At 67.5% G+C, this 17,488-nt stretch carries 16 protein-coding genes; 9 read left to right on the top strand and 7 right to left on the bottom strand.

Annotated features, from left to right (window positions below; all coding sequences use genetic code 11):
• The first annotated feature begins 103 nt into the window (after positions 1-103).
• Positions 104-742 carry a biotin transporter BioY gene (locus ACSGC5_RS13280; protein ID WP_434971077.1) on the top strand — a complete coding sequence of 213 codons (639 nt, stop codon included), beginning with the start codon at positions 104-106 and terminating at the stop codon, positions 740-742.
• Between the two features lie 3 nt (positions 743-745).
• Here ACSGC5_RS13280 and ACSGC5_RS13275 read toward each other — a convergent pair whose 3' ends face one another.
• The 6 genes from ACSGC5_RS13275 to sufB form a co-directional block, all read right to left on the bottom strand.
• Positions 746-1,900 carry a MalY/PatB family protein gene (locus ACSGC5_RS13275; RefSeq protein ID WP_434971076.1) on the bottom strand — a complete coding sequence of 385 codons (1,155 nt, stop codon included), beginning with the start codon at positions 1,898-1,900 and terminating at the stop codon, positions 746-748.
• Positions 1,901-2,150: 250 nt separating this feature from the next.
• Complete coding sequence (locus tag ACSGC5_RS13270) at positions 2,151-2,480, bottom strand: metal-sulfur cluster assembly factor (protein WP_195693758.1); 330 nt, start codon at positions 2,478-2,480, stop codon at positions 2,151-2,153.
• Between the two features lie 9 nt (positions 2,481-2,489).
• A complete protein-coding gene (gene sufC, locus ACSGC5_RS13265; protein ID WP_434971075.1) occupies positions 2,490-3,260 on the bottom strand; it encodes a Fe-S cluster assembly ATPase SufC in 771 nt (256 codons plus the stop codon).
• An 11-nt stretch (positions 3,261-3,271) separates the two neighbouring features.
• Positions 3,272-3,613 (bottom strand): non-heme iron oxygenase ferredoxin subunit, encoded by a 342-nt coding sequence (locus tag ACSGC5_RS13260; RefSeq protein ID WP_434971074.1) that lies wholly within the window; start codon positions 3,611-3,613, stop codon positions 3,272-3,274.
• The gene (gene sufD, locus ACSGC5_RS13255) at positions 3,610-4,800 is read right to left on the bottom strand and encodes a Fe-S cluster assembly protein SufD (RefSeq protein WP_434971073.1); all 1,191 of its coding nucleotides are present in this window, start codon (positions 4,798-4,800) and stop codon (positions 3,610-3,612) included. The genes ACSGC5_RS13260 and sufD overlap by 4 nt, the downstream gene beginning before the upstream one ends.
• A 1-nt stretch (position 4,801) precedes the next feature.
• Positions 4,802-6,220, bottom strand: a complete 1,419-nt coding sequence (gene sufB / locus ACSGC5_RS13250) for a Fe-S cluster assembly protein SufB (protein ID WP_434971072.1) — start codon at positions 6,218-6,220, stop codon at positions 4,802-4,804.
• A gap of 240 nt (positions 6,221-6,460) precedes the next feature.
• On the opposite strand from sufB, the gene ACSGC5_RS13245 reads away from it, so the two are divergent.
• Together ACSGC5_RS13245 and ACSGC5_RS13240 are read left to right on the top strand one after the other, a co-directional pair.
• Positions 6,461-7,450 carry a COX15/CtaA family protein gene (locus ACSGC5_RS13245; protein WP_434971071.1) on the top strand — a complete coding sequence of 330 codons (990 nt, stop codon included), beginning with the start codon at positions 6,461-6,463 and terminating at the stop codon, positions 7,448-7,450.
• Between the two features lie 89 nt (positions 7,451-7,539).
• Positions 7,540-7,986 carry a hypothetical protein gene (locus ACSGC5_RS13240; RefSeq protein ID WP_434971070.1) on the top strand — a complete coding sequence of 149 codons (447 nt, stop codon included), beginning with the start codon at positions 7,540-7,542 and terminating at the stop codon, positions 7,984-7,986.
• A gap of 178 nt (positions 7,987-8,164) precedes the next feature.
• Here the strand turns inward: ACSGC5_RS13240 and ACSGC5_RS13235 are convergent, their stop codons facing one another.
• A complete protein-coding gene (locus ACSGC5_RS13235) occupies positions 8,165-9,085 on the bottom strand; it encodes a heme o synthase (protein ID WP_434971069.1) in 921 nt (306 codons plus the stop codon).
• Positions 9,086-9,325: 240 nt separating this feature from the next.
• Between ACSGC5_RS13235 and tkt the strand changes: the two genes are divergently transcribed.
• From tkt to pgl, 6 genes are read left to right on the top strand one after another with little or no spacing between them, the layout of a single operon-like run.
• Positions 9,326-11,425, top strand: a complete 2,100-nt coding sequence (gene tkt, locus ACSGC5_RS13230) for a transketolase (protein ID WP_434971068.1) — start codon at positions 9,326-9,328, stop codon at positions 11,423-11,425.
• Between the two features lie 26 nt (positions 11,426-11,451).
• On the top strand, positions 11,452-12,561 hold the full coding sequence (gene tal, locus ACSGC5_RS13225) for a transaldolase (RefSeq protein ID WP_434971067.1): 1,110 nt from the start codon (positions 11,452-11,454) through the stop codon (positions 12,559-12,561).
• A gap of 7 nt (positions 12,562-12,568) precedes the next feature.
• On the top strand, positions 12,569-14,188 hold the full coding sequence (locus tag ACSGC5_RS13220; RefSeq protein WP_434971066.1) for a glucose-6-phosphate isomerase: 1,620 nt from the start codon (positions 12,569-12,571) through the stop codon (positions 14,186-14,188).
• 13 nt (positions 14,189-14,201) lie between these two features.
• Positions 14,202-15,752: a glucose-6-phosphate dehydrogenase gene (zwf, locus tag ACSGC5_RS13215; RefSeq protein ID WP_434971065.1), complete on the top strand. Its 1,551-nt coding sequence runs from the start codon at positions 14,202-14,204 to the stop codon at positions 15,750-15,752.
• Complete coding sequence (locus tag ACSGC5_RS13210) at positions 15,749-16,696, top strand: glucose-6-phosphate dehydrogenase assembly protein OpcA (RefSeq protein WP_434971064.1); 948 nt, start codon at positions 15,749-15,751, stop codon at positions 16,694-16,696. The genes zwf and ACSGC5_RS13210 overlap by 4 nt, the downstream gene beginning before the upstream one ends.
• On the top strand, positions 16,689-17,468 hold the full coding sequence (gene pgl / locus ACSGC5_RS13205; protein WP_434971063.1) for a 6-phosphogluconolactonase: 780 nt from the start codon (positions 16,689-16,691) through the stop codon (positions 17,466-17,468). Before ACSGC5_RS13210 ends, pgl begins: the two co-directional genes overlap by 8 nt.
• Positions 17,469-17,488 lie beyond the last annotated feature (20 nt).

Here is a 17,488-nt window from a genome sequence, read left to right as displayed (position 1 = left end):
GTCCGTTTCGTTGAGTGAGAAGGGTACAAGGGCGGCAGATAGCCAGCCCCCTAGTATAGGTCGCAATACGTTCGCCGCCTGGATCCGACGACCAAGGAGCACCATGACGACTGCTGCAGCGCCGACGCCGAGAATCCGAGTTCTCGCCGATGTCATTGCTCGTCCAACCTCGCGCACCCGCGCGCTGGCGATCGACACCGGACTGGTCCTGGCCGGCGTTGCCGTCGTGGCGCTGCTCGCCAAGGTCTCGTTCTTCATCGGCCCCATCCCGATCACGGGTCAGACCCTTGGCGTCATCCTCGTCGGGGCCGCTCTGGGCTCAGCCCGGGGCGCGGCCGCCATGACGACCTACATGTTCGTCGGCCTCTTGGGGCTCCCGGTCTTCGCCGGACCCATCGCCGGTCCCGCCTACCTGCTTGCGCCGTCCTTCGGCTTCATCCTGGGTTTCATTCCGGCGGCGTTCGTCGCGGGCTGGTTCGCCGAGCGCGCGTGGGACCGCAAGCCCCTCCTCGCGTTCGCGGGATTCGTGACCGCGAGCATCATCCCCTTCCTGATCGGCGTCCCGTACATGGCGTTCATCCTCTCGAGCGTCATGGGTCAGCAGATTTCGCCGGAAGGCGTTCTGGATGCCGGGCTGTGGCCCTTCATCGTCCCCGGCCTCATCAAGGCGGGCTTCGCCGCGCTGCTCATCCCCGGGGCTTGGGCGCTGGTGCGGCGGATCGACGCCGCCAAGAAGGGCTGAGCCTCAGCGCGCGATCGCGCCCATTCGCTCGACCGCGTCGCGGAGCACCTCGGGAGAGCATCCGAAGTTCAGTCGCACGAACCCTCGCCCCTGCTCACCGAACGCCGGCCCGTGGTGGAGGGCGACCCGCGCCTGAGCAAGGATCCGCTCGGCGGGGTCATCGCCCCATGCAAGCTCGGAGAGGTCGATCCACGCAAGGTACCCGGCATCCGGAATGGCGTAGCGCGCCCCCGGAAGGTGCTCCGCGAGGAGGTCGGCGAGCAGACGGCGGTTCTCGTCCAGCGCGGCGAGGAGGGCGTCCAGCCACGGATCGCTCTCGGGGGCGAACGCTGCGATACCCGCCAGCGAACCGAAGTGACCCGTGCGCCACTCGACCTCTTGGGGAAGACCCTGCACGACGCGGCGGGTCTGGTCGGCAGCGGTCAGCATCAGCGCGCACTTGAGGCCTGCGAGGTTGAACGCCTTGCTCGCGCTGGCGACGGCGTATCCGACGGATGCCGCGGTCGGCGAGGCAGTCAGGAACGGGGTGAACCGCGCCGGCGCATGAACGAGCGGAGCATGGATCTCGTCGCTGACGACGATCGCGCCGAAGCGCGCCGCGAGATCCGCAAGGTCCGCGAGCACGTCGCGGGAATGGACCGTACCGGTCGGGTTGTGCGGGTTGCACAGGAGCACGGCTCGCGCGCCGCGAGCGAGCGCGCCCTCGATGCCGGGGAGATCGAGCGTGTACCCGGCGTCCGCGATGAGCGGCACGGTCTCGACCACTCCCCCGACCTCGGGGATGAGGTCGTAGAACGGCGGGTACACCGGCGGCGTGATGACGACACGATCACCGGGCGTGATCGTCGCCCGCAGGATCTCGACGAGTCCCATGACCACGTCCCCGGTGGACCGGATGTGCGCGGGATCGACATCCCATCCGTAGCGTCGGCGAGCAAAGCTCGCGTACGCATCACGGATACCGGAGTCCGGCGGGGTGTAGCCCGTGTCGCCGATCTCGATCGCCTCGCCCAGCCGTCGGGTGATGGCCGGTGCAAGCGGGAAGTCCGTTTCCGCGACGAACAGCGGCAGCACATCCGCCGGATACGCACGCCACTTCGTGCTCGTCCGTTCACGCAGTCGTTCGATCGGCAACGCCTGGAGAGGGCTCACGCTCATCCTTCGAGCCTAGCGCCGCGCCTCCGTCACGCCCTGCACGTCGACAACTCCTCAAGATCGCCCGCGAGTTATCCGCATCCCACGAACGGAGCGGAGCGGTGGTGCCGGCCGCGGGGCTGGCACCGGGCCTGGCGGGAGCAGGCGGAGCCCGCGAGGGCATGTCCCCGCGGCCGGCACCACCGCGCAGCGTCACCCCGCGGCCGGAAGCCGAAGCTTCGTGTGCCGAGGCAGACCGCTGCGTCAGCGGACGTCAGATGGCGAAGCCAAGGGCGCGCATCATGTCCCGCCCGTCGTCGGTGATCCGCTCGGGACCCCACGGCGGCATCCAGACCCAGTTGATGCGGAACCGCTCCACGACGTCGTCGAGCGCCTGTGCGGTCTGCTCTTCGAGCACGTCGGTAAGCGGACAGCCGGCCGAGGTCAGCGTCATGTGGATGACGAGGGCGTCGTTTTCGTCATCCCAACTGAGGTCGTAGATCAGACCCAGGTCGACGACGTTGATCCCGAGTTCGGGATCCATGACGTCTTTGAGAGCCTCGGTGACCTCGTCGAACTTCTCAGGGCTGAGAGTCGCGGTCATGTCTCGATCCTATGCATCGGATCCGGCAGCGGGCTCGAGGTAGCGGTCATATCCTTCGGATTCGAGCCGGTCCGCAAGCTCGGGACCCCCCTCCTCGACGATGCGGCCGCCGACCACGACGTGCACGAAATCGGGGTGGATGTAGCGGAGGATGCGGGTGTAGTGCGTGATCAGCAGCACGCCCATGTCCGTCTCGGCCTTAGCGCGGTTGACACCTTCGGAGACGACCTTGAGAGCGTCGACGTCCAGGCCCGAATCGGTCTCGTCGAGCACGGCGATCTTCGGCTTCAGCAACTCGAGCTGCAGGATCTCGTGGCGCTTCTTCTCCCCGCCGGAGAAGCCTTCATTGACGTTGCGCTGCGCGAACTTCTCGTCCATGCGCAGATCCGCCATCGCTTTCTTGACGTCCTTGGTCCAGGTGCGGATCGAGGGCGCCTGCCCGTCGATCGCCGACTTGGCCGTGCGGAGGAAGTTCGTGACGGTGACACCCGGGATCTCGACCGGATACTGCATCGCAAGGAACAGGCCCGCGCGGGCACGTTCGTCCACCGACATCTCCAGGACGTCTTCGCCGTCGAGAGTGATCGAGCCGCTCGTGACGGTGTACTTGGGGTGACCGGCGATCGTGTACGCAAGGGTCGACTTGCCGGAGCCGTTGGGCCCCATGATCGCGTGGGTCTGCCCCGTGCGGATCGTGAGGGTCATTCCGTTGAGGATCTCGGTCTCGCCGGCATCCGTGTTGACCGTGACGTGCAGGTCGCGGATCTCGAGAACAGCCATGGGGTTCCTTTTCAGTGGATGTCTGTGGTGACGGCCTTGGTGACGGCGGGGTCGATGAGGACGTCATCGCCCTCGATCGTGACCTCGTACACCGGCACCGGCTCGTACGCGGGAAGGTTCAGGGGGCGACCGGTCAGCAACGAGAACGCCGAGCCGTGAGCCCAGCACTCGAGCGTGTCGCCTTCGACGAAGCCATCGGACAGCGAAATGTCGCCGTGCGTGCACGTGTCACCGATCGCGTGCACGTCGCCATTGGAGTCCTTCACGACGGCGATCGGGATGCCGTCGATCACGACGCGCTTGGCAGCATCCTGTTCGAGCTCGCTCAGCGAGCACACGCGAGTGGCGCTCACGCAGCCGCCTCCTGTTCGAGTTCGGCGGTGACCGCCGCGGTCAGTTCTGCCTCGAGCTCGGGGATGCCCAGGCGTTGGATGATGTCGCTGAGGAAGCCGATCACGACGAGTCTGCGGGCTTCGTCCTCGGGGATTCCGCGCGCCTGCAGGTAGAACAGCTGCTCGTCGTCGAAACGGCCCGTCGCGCTGGCGTGGCCGGCACCCTGGATGTCGCCGGTTTCGATCTCCAGGTTGGGGATCGAGTCCGCGCGGGCGCCATCGGTGAGCACGAGGTTGCGGTTGGCTTCGTAGGAGTCCGTTCCGACGGCGTCACGTCCGATCAGAACGTCGCCGACCCAGACGCTGCGCGCGCTCGAGCCCTGCAGGGCGCCCTTGTAGAGCACGTCGGCTGTCGTCTGCGCACCGCGGTGATGCACGAACACCTGGCTCTCCAGGTGCTGACCGGCGTCAGCGAACGACAGGCCGTAGACCTTGCCCTCCGAGCCGGCGCCGGCGAGGTCGACAGAAGGGTTGACCCGCACGACGGCGCCGCCGAGGCTCACCACGGTGTGGCGGAGGGTGGCATCACGTTCCACGACAGCCTGGTGGGAGGCGACGTGGACCGCGTCATCGTCCCATCGCTGGAGCGAGACGACTGTCAGGTTCGCGCCGTCGCGGACGATGATCTCGACGTTCTGAGCGAACTGCGCCGAGCCTTCGTGCCGCAGGACGATCGTCGCTCGCGAATGGGACGCGGCCTCGATCACCACGTGAGAGTGGGCACGCAACGAGGCACCTGCCCCCGTGAAGACGACTTCGACCGTCTCGTCGAGTTCCGCATCCGCCGGGACCTTGAGGTACAGCGCCTGCGCCGAGCGCTGCCAGGCGATCGCGCTCGGCAGGTCCTCGGGGACGAATGCCTCCCCGCGCGGCGCGTCTGCGATGCCCAGCCCCGACGCAGCGAGCGGCCCGGTGATGGTGATCCCCACGGCCCCCTCGTCGCCGGGCTCGTCCGCGAACAGCGGCGCGATCCGCGCGATCGGGCTGTGCTTCCAGTTGACCTCGCGCCCCGTCGGGGCGCCGAACTCGGCGGGGTCATACGACCGCGGACGTTCCGAACGGGTCTGAACGGGGACGACGCCCCATCCCCCGTCGGTGTGCGCGGTGGATCCGGGCACCGTCGCCGGCGCCTGTGTTGTTGTCGTCATCTCAGCCGACGCTGCCTTCCATGCTCATCTCGATGAGCTTGTTCAGCTCCAGCGCGTACTCCATCGGCAGTTCACGTGCGATCGGCTCGATGAATCCGCGCACGATCATGGCCATCGCCTCGTCTTCGGGAAGGCCGCGCGACTGCAGATAGAAGAGCTGCTCCTCGCTGACCCGCGAGACCGTGGCTTCGTGCCCCAGCTGCACATCGTCGACTCGGATGTCGATCGCGGGGTAGGTGTCGGACCGCGAGATCGTGTCGACCAACAGCGCATCACAGCGCACGGTGTTGGCCGAGTGATGCGCATTCGGATCGACGCGGACCTCTCCCCGGTAGCCGGCACGTCCGCCGCCACGGGCGATCGACTTCGACACGATCGAGGATGTCGTATACGGCGCCATGTGGATCATCTTCGCGCCGGCATCCTGGTGCTGCCCGGGACCGGCGAAGGCGACCGAGAGCGTCTCACCCTTCGCGTGCTCCCCCATGAGGAACACGGAGGGGTATTTCATCGTGACCTTGGAACCGATGTTCCCGTCGATCCACTCCATGGTGGCACCCTCGTGCGCGACCGCCCGCTTGGTGACCAGGTTGTAGACGTTGTTCGACCAGTTCTGGATCGTCGTGTAGCGCACGCGCGCGTTCTTCTTCACGATGATCTCGACGACGGCCGAGTGCAGCGAGTCGCTCTTGTAGATCGGAGCCGTGCAGCCCTCGATGTAGTGGACGTAGGAGCCCTCATCGGCGATGATCAGCGTCCGCTCGAACTGGCCCATGTTCTCGGTGTTGATCCGGAAGTAGGCCTGCAGCGGAATCTCGACGTGCACGCCCGGTGGGACGTAGACGAACGAACCTCCCGACCACACGGCGGTGTTCAGGGCCGCGAACTTGTTGTCACCGGCGGGGATGACGGTGCCGAAGTACTCCTCGAAAAACTCGGGGTGCTCACGCAGCGCGGTGTCGGTGTCCATGAAGATGACACCCTGCGCCTCGAGGTCCTCACGGATCTGGTGGTAGACGACCTCGGACTCATACTGCGCCGCGACGCCGGCGACCAGGCGCTGGCGCTCCGCCTCGGGGATGCCGAGACGCTCGTAGGTGTTCCGGATCTCTTCGGGAAGGTCTTCCCAGGTCTGCGCCTGCTTCTCGGTGGAGCGCACGAAGTACTTGATGTTGTCGAAATCGATCGCGCTGAGGTCAGCACCCCACGTGGGCATGGGTTTGCGGCCGAACAGCTGCAGGCCCTTGAGCCGGGTCTTCAGCATCCACTCGGGCTCGGACTTGAGCGACGAGATCCCCCGGACCACGTCCTCGTTGATTCCGCGCTGGGCCACCGCGCCGGCGGCGTCGGTGTCGTGCCAGCCGAACTCGTAGACTCCCAGGCTTTCGAGTTCGGGACGCTCGATCAGCACATCGGACATCGGTATTCTCCTTCGCGGCCATTGCGGTGTCATCCGCACCGACATCCGTCGCCCCCGGCGGAGCACCGGAGGGGATGTCGCTTACGGGCCCTTTCACGTCTTCGGCGAATTCTCGCGCCTAGACTGGTGATGATCCTGCGGCTTTTCTCCGCGGAATCAGACCCTTTGAGTCTACAGGCATCGACCCGGCCCCGGGCCGAGAGCGCCACGCCCCACCGGGCGACCCCAGGAGTGAACAGCGTGTCCGCACCGTCCCCGACCCCCGCCCCCATCTCCGTGCTCGGGAGGTTCTGGGCGTGGCTTCCCGACCGCGTCGATCGGCGCGTCCGCGTCGCGGCGTGGCTCTCGTTCCTCGCCGAAGTGCTGATCATCGGCACCGGCGGTGCGGTACGACTGACCGCGTCCGGCCTGGGATGCCCAACCTGGCCCACCTGCACGGCGGATTCTCTCGTGTCCACCCCAGAGATGGGGATCCACGGAATCATCGAGTTCGGCAACCGAACCCTGACCGGACTCGTCGGCATCCTCGCGCTCATCGTGCTGGTCTTCGTGGTGCGTATGCGGCGCGAGCGCCGTGACCTCTTCGCCCTGGCCGTCGTGGTCGTGCTCGGCGTGATCGCCCAGGCGATCGTCGGCGGCATCACGGTCCTGACTGGTCTGAACCCGTTCATCGTCGGATTCCACTACGTCGCGTCGGTGGTGCTGGTCGCGGTGTGTGCCGCATTCCTGGTGCTCATGCGCACACCGGGCGGACCGCGCGTTCGAGTCGTGACGCGGGCGCACGCGCTGTGGGTACACGCCGCCACGGTCGTGCTCGCCATCACCATCGGTTTCGGCATCCTGACCACGGGCGCCGGTCCCCACTCGGGCGACGCGGATGCCGGACGCAACGGCTTCGATGCCGAGCTGCTCGAGCACATCCATGCGTGGCCGTCCTACGCCCTCTTCGCGATGACGCTCGTGCTCCTCGTGTTCGCGTACCGGCGGCGCCAGGAATTGCCGCGTGTCATGGCGTGGACGCAGGCCGTTCTCGGTGTCGAGGTGCTTCAGATCGCCGTGGGACTCTTCCAAGCACGCAACGGCCTGCCACCGCTCGCGGTGGGGATCCATATGGTACTGGCGGCTCTGCTCGCGGCGGCGATGACGGCTCTCGTGCTCAATCTGCGTCAGTCGGTCGCCTCGGCGGCGCTCCCCGCGGAATCCGTCGGCGCACAGGCGATCCATAGCTGACGCATCGACAGCGCAGGCACCGAGGGACCAGACTTGTCGGGCCGACCACGTCGGATCGACACATCCCATCCCCTCGCAGGAGTACCTCTATGACTAACCGCCTCGCCCGAAGCCTCCCCTTCTGGGTGCTCGTCCTCGCGTCCCTCGCAAGCATCGGCCTCGGGCTGTGGATCGTGCTCAGCAAGATCGCCGAAATGAGCGCGACACTGTCCGACGAAACGGCGACCTACGAGCAGGTGTACGTCAACCCGGCCTGGATCGGATTCGGCGGCGTGTTCGTCGGCGCCGGTATCGTCGGCCTGCTGCTCGTGCTGACCCTCGCGGCCCTACGCTCCGCGCTCCCGGATCCGGTGGCCGCCGCAACTGTCGTGGACGAGGCCGTCGTTGTCGAAGCGGCGCCCAGCACTCATGACGCACCAGTGTTCGAGGACGCCGATGTCGAGACCTCGACGACGGATGCCGCCCCTCCCGCTGCTGCCGCCGAGGCGGCCTCGGCGACGGATGCACCCGCATCGGACACACCCGAACAGCGCTGAGCGCCAGCGTCTGATCCGCGAGGACGCAGCCTCGCGCCGAGCACCCCGGTGTCTCGTGCGCGAGGCTGCGTCTTTGCGCCGGCGGTTCTGGTTGACGGCAGCGGCCACGCCGCGTCACCTCAGGGGGGGCCAGGACGTCAGGGAGGCCAGGACATCGCCCGAGGCGGCGGCCACCGCCCTAGAAGGGCAGCAGCGGGTCGACCGCGATGGCGACGAACAGGAGCGTCAGGTAAGTGATGGATGCGTGGAAGACGCGCATCGGCCGCGGCTCGGTGCCCCGCACGGCGCGGGAATAGAGGACATGCGATTCGTAGATGAACCAACCGCCGAACACCAGCGCTGACGCCGTGTAGACCAGACCCATCGACGCCACGGGAATCAACAGGAGCGAGGTCACCACCGTCGCCCATGCGTAGAGGATCACCTGCAGGCCGACCTGGGAACCGGACCGAGTGGCGCCGAGCATCGGGACATCGACTTCGTCGTACTGGTCGCGGTACTTCATCGACAGCGGCCAGTAGTGCGGCGGCGTCCACAGGAACACGAGCAAGAACAGGATGAGCGCCGGCCAGGCGAGGGACCCGGTGACGGCGCTCCAGCCGATCAGCACGGGGAAGCAGCCGGCGATTCCGCCCCAGACGATGTTCTGCTCGGTGCGGCGCTTGAGGATCATCGTGTAGATGACGACGTAGAAGAAGATGGCACCCGCCGACAGCGCTGCTGCGAGCCAGTTGGTGGTCACGCCCAACCACAGGGTCGAGCCGACCGCGAGAGTCCACGCGAAGATCAACGCGCCGCGGGGCGACACCTCCCCCGTCACGAGGGGGCGGTTCTCGGTGCGCTGCATGTGCGCATCGATGTCACGGTCCAGATACATGTTGAACGCTGCCGCCGACCCTGCGCTGGCCGATCCGCCGATCACGGTGGCAACGACCAGCCACAGCGGCGGAAAACCCTGCTGGGCGAGGATCATGACGGGCACCGTCGTGACCAGCAGCAGCTCCAGCACGCGCGGCTTGGTCAGGGCGACATAGGCGCGGATCGTGCGGCCGAACGATGCGGGTGCGATCGGCGCACGCGTCGTCGTGGAAATGTCCATTGCCCTCACTATCGGCCGTCACACCGGGAGTCTCCAGTCTATGGCATCGCCGTGGAGAGCGTCGTCCGAGGCCTGCCCCCGACGCGCCACGCGCGCGTCGAAACACGGCCCCCCCGAACGAAGCGGAATCGCTATGCTGAGACCACACGCGCGCTCTGCGCCGGCTGCTCTTCCCGTGGTGACGCGGTCTGCGGACCGGTGGTCTCAGGGCGCACCCCCTCTCGAACGGAAGGCAATCCGGTGACGGAACTGCGTTGGGAAGAGATCGACAAGCGCGCGGTGGACACCGTGCGCGTTCTTGCGGCGGATGCCGTGGAGAAGGTCGGCAACGGTCACCCCGGGACGGCGATGAGCCTCGCCCCCGCGGCCTATCTGCTGTATCAGCGGGTCATGAAGCACGACCCGGCCGACACGCATTGGCCCGGACGCGACCGCTTCATCCTGTCGTGCGGCCACTCCTCGCTCACGCAGTACATCCAGCTGTACCTGGGCGGATTCGGTCTCGAGCTCGATGACCTCAAGAGCCTGCGCACCTGGGGATCGCTGACCCCCGGTCACCCCGAGTACGGACACACGAAGGGCGTGGAGATCACGACGGGCCCGCTCGGCCAGGGGCTCGCCTCGTCCGTCGGTTTCGCCTACGCCGCTCGCTACGAGCGGGGTCTCTTCGATCCCGAGGCAGCCGAGGGTGAGTCGCCGTTCGATCACTTCATCTACGTCATCGCCTCCGACGGCGACATCGAAGAAGGCGTCACCAGCGAGGCGTCGTCGCTGGCCGGCCACCAGAAGCTCGGCAACCTCGTCGTGATCTACGACTCGAACCAGATCTCGATCGAGGACGACACGAACGTCGCTCTCACCGAGGACGTTGCGCGCCGCTACGAGGCCTACGACTGGCACGTGCAGACCGTCGACTGGAAGAAGACCGGCGAGTACGTCGAGGACGTCCACGCGCTCTACGACGCCATCGAGAAGGCCAAGGGCGTCACCGACAAGCCCTCGCTCATCATCCTCAAGACGATCATCGGCTGGCCCTCCCCCGGCAAGCAGAACAGTGGGAAGATCCACGGCGCCGCCCTCGGTGGCGAGGAACTCGCCGCGACCAAGAAGGTTCTCGGCTGGGATCCCGACAAGACGTTCGAGGTGCCCGACGACGTCATCGCCCACACCCGATCGCTCGTGGAGCGGGGTGAGGCCGAGAAGGCTGCCTGGCAGGAGAAGTTCGACGCGTGGGCCCAGGCCAACCCCGAGCGCAAGGCGCTGTGGGATCGGCTGCAGGCACGCGAGCTGCCGGCGGACATCGCCGACGCGCTTCCGACGTTCGAGGCGGGCAAGGATGTTTCCACCCGCGCAGCATCCGGTCAGGTCATCAACGCGCTGGCCGCCCGGCTCCCCGAGCTGTGGGGCGGGTCGGCTGATCTCGCCGAGTCGAACCTCACCACCATCAAGGGTGCTGCGTCGTTCATTCCCGAGGAGTGGTCCACGCACGAGTGGAGCGGCTCGCCGTATGGTCGCGTGCTGCACTTCGGTATCCGCGAGCACGCGATGGGATCGATCCTCAACGGCATCGTGCTGCACGGACCCACCCGCCCCTTCGGTGGCACCTTCCTGATCTTCAGCGACTACATGCGTCCCCCCGTGCGCCTGGCCGCACTGATGAACATTCCGACGCTGTTCGTGTGGACGCACGATTCGGTCGCGCTCGGTGAGGACGGCCCGACTCACCAGCCGATCGAGCAGCTTGCGGCTCTGCGTGCCATCCCGAACTTCGCCGTGGTCCGGCCCGCTGACGCGAACGAGACCGCGGCGGTCTGGCTCGAGCTCGTGCGTCGACACGAGGGACCGGCGGGGATCGCGCTCACACGTCAGAACGTCCCCACGTTCCCGCGCGGCACCGGCGAAGCGTCGGGCGACGAGTTCGCCTCGGCCGACCTCGCAGCCAAGGGTGCGTACGTGCTGGCTGAGTCGCCGACGGGCACGGTCGACGTGATCCTGATCGCGAGCGGGTCCGAGGTGCAGCTGGCCGTGGCCGCTCGTGAGCAGCTCGCCGAGAAGGGCATCGGTGCTCGCGTGGTCTCGGCGCCCTCTCTCGAGTGGTTCGCCGAGCAGGACGAGGCCTACCGCGAGAGCGTGCTGCCGGCATCCGTGAAGGCTCGCGTGTCTGTCGAGGCAGGGCTCGCGATGCCGTGGCGCGACATCGTCGGCGACGCCGGACGGTCGGTGTCGATCGAGCACTTCGGCGCCTCCGCCGACTACAAGACTCTGTTCCAGAAGTTCGGAATCACGACCGACGCGGTCGTGAACGCCGCCCACGAGACGATCGCCGCCGCGGGCGCCTGAGCCGCGGGGCACACGAAGGAGAAGCCATGACCACCCCTACTGAGAAGCTCGTCGCCGAGGGCGTCAGCATCTGGCTCGACGATCTGTCGCGGGAGCGCATCAGCTCCGGCAACCTCGCCGCGCTCATCGTCGACCGCAACGTCACGGGCGTGACCACGAACCCGACGATCTTCGCCGGGGCCCTTGCGAAGGGCACCGCCTACGACCAGACCATCCGTGACCTGAAGTCGCAGGGAGCCGACACCGAGACGTCGATCTTCGCGATCACGACGACCGACGTGCGCGACGCCGCCGACATCTTCCGTCCCGTCTACGACGCCACCGGCGGTGTGGACGGCCGCGTGTCGATCGAGGTCTCCCCCGAGCTCGCCCACGACACCGAGGCGACGATCGCGCAGGCCAAGGAGCTGTGGAAGACCGTCGACCGGCCGAACACGCTCATCAAGATCCCCGCGACCAAGGCCGGTCTGCCGGCGATCACCGAAGTGATCGGGTCGGGGATCTCGGTCAACGTCACGCTCATCTTCAGCCTCGAGCGCTACGCCGCGGTCATCGACGCGTACCTCACGGGCATCGAGCAGGCCAAGGCCGCCGGTCACGACATCAGCACCATCCACTCGGTCGCGTCGTTCTTCGTTTCGCGCGTCGACACCGAAGTGGACAAGCGGCTGTCGGCGATCGGCTCGGATGCCGCGACGGCGCTGAAGTCCCGCGCGGGCATCGCCAATGCGCGTCTGGCCTTCGAGCTGTTCGAGAAGGAGTTCGCGACCGACCGCGCGAAGGCGCTCGTCGCTGCCGGCGCCACCGTGCAGCGCCCCCTGTGGGCCTCCACCGGTGTCAAGGACCCGTCGCTTCCCGACACGCTCTACGTCACCGAGCTCGTCGCACGCGGCACGGTCAACACGATGCCCGAGAAGACCCTCGAGGCGACGTTCGACCACGCCGATGTCACCGGTGACACCGTCACCGGCAACTACGCCGACGCGCACGCCGTGTTCGACGGTCTCGCATCGGTGGGCATCGACTTCGCCGACGTGACGCAGGTTCTCGAGGACGAGGGTGTGGAGAAGTTCATCACCTCGTGGCACGAGTTGCAGGCGACCGTCACCACGGCCCTCGACAACGCGAACGTCTGAGCCGGAGATGGCGTTCGACATCCACCTGACAGGACACGTCAAGTCGGTCGTCGAGGCGACCCTGCCGAGCCTGACCGGCGACCTCGTGGCGTCGGGCGTGACCGCGGGTGACAGTTCGCTGTGGGGACCGGATGCCGAGCCCGAAGCCTCGCGACGTCTCGGGTGGCTGGACGCAGTAACGGTCTCGCGACCGCTCATTCCGCAGATCCTCGCGCTGCGCGACGAGCTCCTCGCGCAGGGTCTGACGCGCGTCGTGCTCGCGGGGATGGGGGGTTCCTCGCTCGCCCCCGAGGTCATCGCGCAGACGGCGGGTGTTCCGCTGGTCATCCTCGATTCGACGGCGCCGGGACAGGTGCTCGCCGCGCTCGACGGCGATCCCGAGGCCGGTGGGCTTGAGCGCACCGTCCTCGTCGTGTCGTCGAAGTCGGGATCGACGGTGGAGACCGACTCTGTCAAGCGCGCCTTCGAGGCTGCGTTCCGGGATCTCGGCATCGACCCGGCCGAGCGCATCATCGTCGTCACCGATCCCGGTTCGCCGCTGGACGAGTCGGCGAGAGCGGACGGATACCGTGTGTTCAACGCAGACCCCAACGTCGGCGGGCGCTACTCCGCGCTCACCGCGTTCGGCCTGGTTCCGGCCGGGCTGGCAGGCGCGGACATCGAGGAGCTCCTCGCGGAGGCCGACGCCACGCTGCTCGAGGTCGCGATCGACAGCCCGGAAAACCCGGCGCTCGTGCTGGCGGCAGCCATCGCGGGGGGAGATCCGCGTCGCGACAAGCTCGGCCTCATCAGCGACGGCACGCACATCGTCGGCCTTCCCGACTGGATCGAGCAACTGATCGCCGAGTCGACCGGCAAGGACGGGACCGGCATCCTTCCCGTCGTGATGCTGCCGGTCTCGCCCGAGCTCGAAAGCGCGCCCGCCGACCTCCAGGTCCTGCGCCTGGTCGACGAGGCGAACGAGTTCCACCTGTTCGAGCACCATCAGGGTGAGATTCTGGTGAGCGGGTCGCTCGGCGCGCAGTTCGTCGTATGGGAATACGCGACGGCGATCGCGGGGCGGATGCTCGGCATCAACCCGTTCGATCAGCCCGATGTCGAATCCGCGAAGGCGGCAACGCGCGGCCTGCTCGAGCGGCAGCCGGAGCCGACGCCGCCGGCCTTCGTGGTCGACGGCGTCGAGGTACGGGTCACGGATGCCGCTCTCGCGGCCTCCGGCACCATCGCGGGCGTGATGGACGCACTGTGGGCGCTCCTCCCCGACGACGGATATGTCTCGGTGCAGGCGTACGTCGACCGCCTCTCGATTCCGCAGCTCCAGGGGCTGCGCGAGTTGGTCGCCGCCGACTCCGGACGTCCGACGACGTTCGGGTGGGGGCCGCGCTTCCTCCACTCGACCGGCCAGTACCACAAGGGTGGACCCGCCAACGGCGTCTTCCTGCAGATCGTGGAACGCACCGACGTGGACGTCGAGATCCCCGGCCGACCGTTCACCTTCGGTCAGCTGATCGCCGCGCAGGCCGCCGGCGACGCCGAGGTTCTCGCCGCGAAGGGACGTCCCGTGGTCACGCTGACCCTGACCGACCCTCAGGTCGAGGTCCTTTCCCTGTTCGAAGCGGCCCAGTAAGGCATCCCACCCGATGACAGTAGAGATCACTCGCGGGCACAATCCGCTGCGCGACCCCGAAGATGCACGCCTGAATCGGATCGCCGGCCCCAGCGCCCTCGTGATCTTCGGCGTGACCGGCGACCTCTCCCGCAAGAAGCTCATGCCGGCGGTCTACGACCTGGCCAACCGCGGCCTGCTGCCCCCGGGCTTCGGCTTGGTCGGGTTCGCGCGGCGTGACTGGGAGGACCAGGACTTCGCGCAGGTCGTGCACGACGCGGTCCGCCAGCACGCCCGCACCGCCTTCCGCGAGGAGACATGGCAGCAGCTGCTGCAGGGCATCCGTTTCGTGTCCGGTGAGTTCGGTGACGACGAGGCGTTCGCACGCCTGCGCGCGACCGTCGAGCGCCTGGACCAGGAGCGCGGCACGATGGGCAATCACGCCTTCTACCTGTCGATTCCGCCCAAGGACTTCCCTGTCGTTGCCCGGCAGTTGCGCACCTCGGGGCTCGTCGACGACACCGCCGATCAGCCGGAGCGGTGGCGGCGCGTCGTCATCGAGAAGCCGTTCGGACACGACCTCGCGTCAGCGCGGGAACTCAACGACGCACTGCGCTCGACCTTCCCCGCCGACTCGATCTTCCGGATCGATCACTATCTCGGCAAAGAGACCGTCCAGAACATCCTCGCGCTCCGGTTCGCGAACGAACTGTTCGAGCCGATTTGGAACCGCAACTACGTCGACCACGTGCAGATCACGATGGCCGAAGACATCGGTGTGGGCGGCCGCGCCGGATACTACGACGGGATCGGTGCGGCCAGGGACGTCATCCAGAACCACCTGCTGCAGCTTCTCGCGCTGACAGCGATGGAGGAACCGATCAGCTTCGATGCGAGCCACCTGCGGGCCGAGAAGGAGAAGGTGCTCGCGGCCGTCACACTCCCCGAGGACCTCTCGCTCGCCACCGCACGCGGGCAGTATGCGGGTGGATGGCAAGGCGGCGAGCATGTGACCGGCTTCCTCGACGAGGACGGGATGAAGCCCGACTCGACCACCGAGACGTATGCCGCATTGAAGCTCGAGATCAACACCCGCCGCTGGGCCGGCGTCCCGTTCTACCTGCGCACGGGCAAACGACTCGGACGCCGCGTCACCGAGATCGCCGTGGTCTTCAAACGTGCGCCCGAACACCTGTTCACGCGCTCGCAGACCTCGGGCCTGGGCGAGAACGCCCTCGTCATCCGCGTCCAGCCCGACGAGGGTGTCACCATCCGCTTCGGTTCCAAGGTGCCGGGCGCGAGCACCCACGTGCGTGACGTCACGATGGACTTCGGGTACGGTCACGCGTTCACCGAGGCGAGCCCGGAAGCCTACGAGCGGCTCATCCTCGACGTGTTGCTGGGCGACCCGCCGCTGTTCCCCCGCCACGAAGAGGTCGAATTGTCGTGGAAGATCCTCGACCCGGTCGAGGAGTTCTGGGCGCAGCAGGGCGGACCCCTGGACCAGTACGAACCGGGGTCGTGGGGACCGAAGTCGGCCGATCAACTCCTTGCCCGCGACGGACGCACCTGGAGGCGGCCATGATCGTCGATCTTCCCGACACGACAGTCAGCAAGATTTCGCGTGCGCTCATCGATGTGCGCGAAGAGGGCGGCGCCGTTGCGCTCGGGCGGGTGCTCACGCTCATCATCGTGACCGCCAACGGCGGCACCGAGGACGGCATCGACGCGGCCAATGACGCCTCCCGAGAGCATCCGATGCGCGTCATCAGCCTCCGGCTCGATCCGAGCGGCGAACCCCGACTGGATGCCGAGATCCGTGTCGGCGGCGATGCCGGTGCCAGTGAAGTCGTCGTGCTGCGCGCCTACGGGGATGCGACCTCCAACGTCGAGAGTCTGGTGACGGGCCTGCTCCTGCCGGATGCCCCTGTCGTGGTGTGGTGGCCGGACAACCCTCCCGCGACACCGTCGCACTCCCCGCTCGGTCGGATCGCGCAGCGCCGCATCACAGACGCCTCGACCGTCCCGTTCGAAGCCACCCGCGTCGCCCACCTCGGCGACTGCTACTCCCCCGGTGACACCGACCTCGCCTGGACGCGGCTTACGCACTGGCGAGAGCAGCTCGCGGCAGTGCTCGACCAGCCGCCCTACGAGCCCGTCACGGCAGTCGAGGTCCGCGGCGCCGCCAGTTCACCGTCCACCGCACTGCTGGCGGCCTGGCTCCGTCTGACGCTCGGCGTTCCGGTTGACTGGCGCTACCTCTCGCCGCAGGAGTGGAGCGACGGCATCAAGTCCGTTCGGCTCACACGAGCCAGCGGAGACATCGTGCTGGAACGGTCATCCGCGGCCATCGCCCGGTTGTCGCAACCTGGACAGCCGCAGCACGATCTGGTCCTGCCGCGCCGCACACTGCGAGAGTGCCTCGCCGAGGAGCTTCGCCGGCTCGACGCAGACCTCTTGTATGGGCGAGTCATCACGGAAGGCTGGGCGTTGTTGGACCCGGCAACGTCCCAGGAGACCGATGGCTGAGATCACGAACGAAAAGCGGGTGCTCATCAGCCCCGACCGGACCGCACTGGCAGACTATGTGGCGGACCGATTCCTGCGACGCATTGAGAAGCAGGTGGATGAGCCCGCGGTTCACGTCTCGCTCACCGGCGGCACGATGGGTGTCGCGGTCCTCGCGGCCGCTGCCACGAACCCCCGCCTCGCGGGCCTGCGCTGGGACAACGTGCACTTCTGGTGGAGCGACGAGCGCTTCGTCCCCCGGCACGATGACGAACGCAACGAGAAGCAGGCTCGAGAAGCACTGCTCGATCAGCTCCACATCCCGGCTGGGAACATCCACAGCGTTGCGGCGAGCGACGAAGGCATCGGCCTCGATGAGGCAGCACGTGTGTACGCCGACGAACTTGCGCGTTTCGCCCAGCCCGGTGGGCCGGCGTGGCCGTCATTCGACATGTGCTTTCTGGGGGTCGGACCGGACGCTCACATCGCCTCCCTGTTTCCCGACCACCCCGAGATCCGCGACACGGAACACGCCGTGCTCCCGGTACGGAACTCGCCGAAACCGCCGCCGGAGCGCGTGACCTTCACGCGTCCCGTGATCAACGGGTCCCAGCGCGTGTGGCTCGTGATGTCGGGGCCCGACAAGGCAGCGGCGCTCGGGCTGGCACTTGCCGGAGCGAACTACACCAGTGTTCCCGCCGGCGGGGCAAAGGGCCGGCGGCGCACGGTGTTCTTCGTGGACCGCGAGGCCGCCGAGCAGGTTCCGCCGGAACTCATCGACCAGGAGTACTGACCGCCCGTCGCGGCAGCGTC

It is taken from the genome of Microbacterium sp. bgisy207 (assembly GCF_965345035.1).
Classification (GTDB): Bacteria; Actinomycetota; Actinomycetes; order Actinomycetales; family Microbacteriaceae; genus Microbacterium.
The sequence above is the reverse complement of the archived record's forward strand: the minus strand, read 5'-3'. Positions and strand labels throughout refer to the sequence as shown.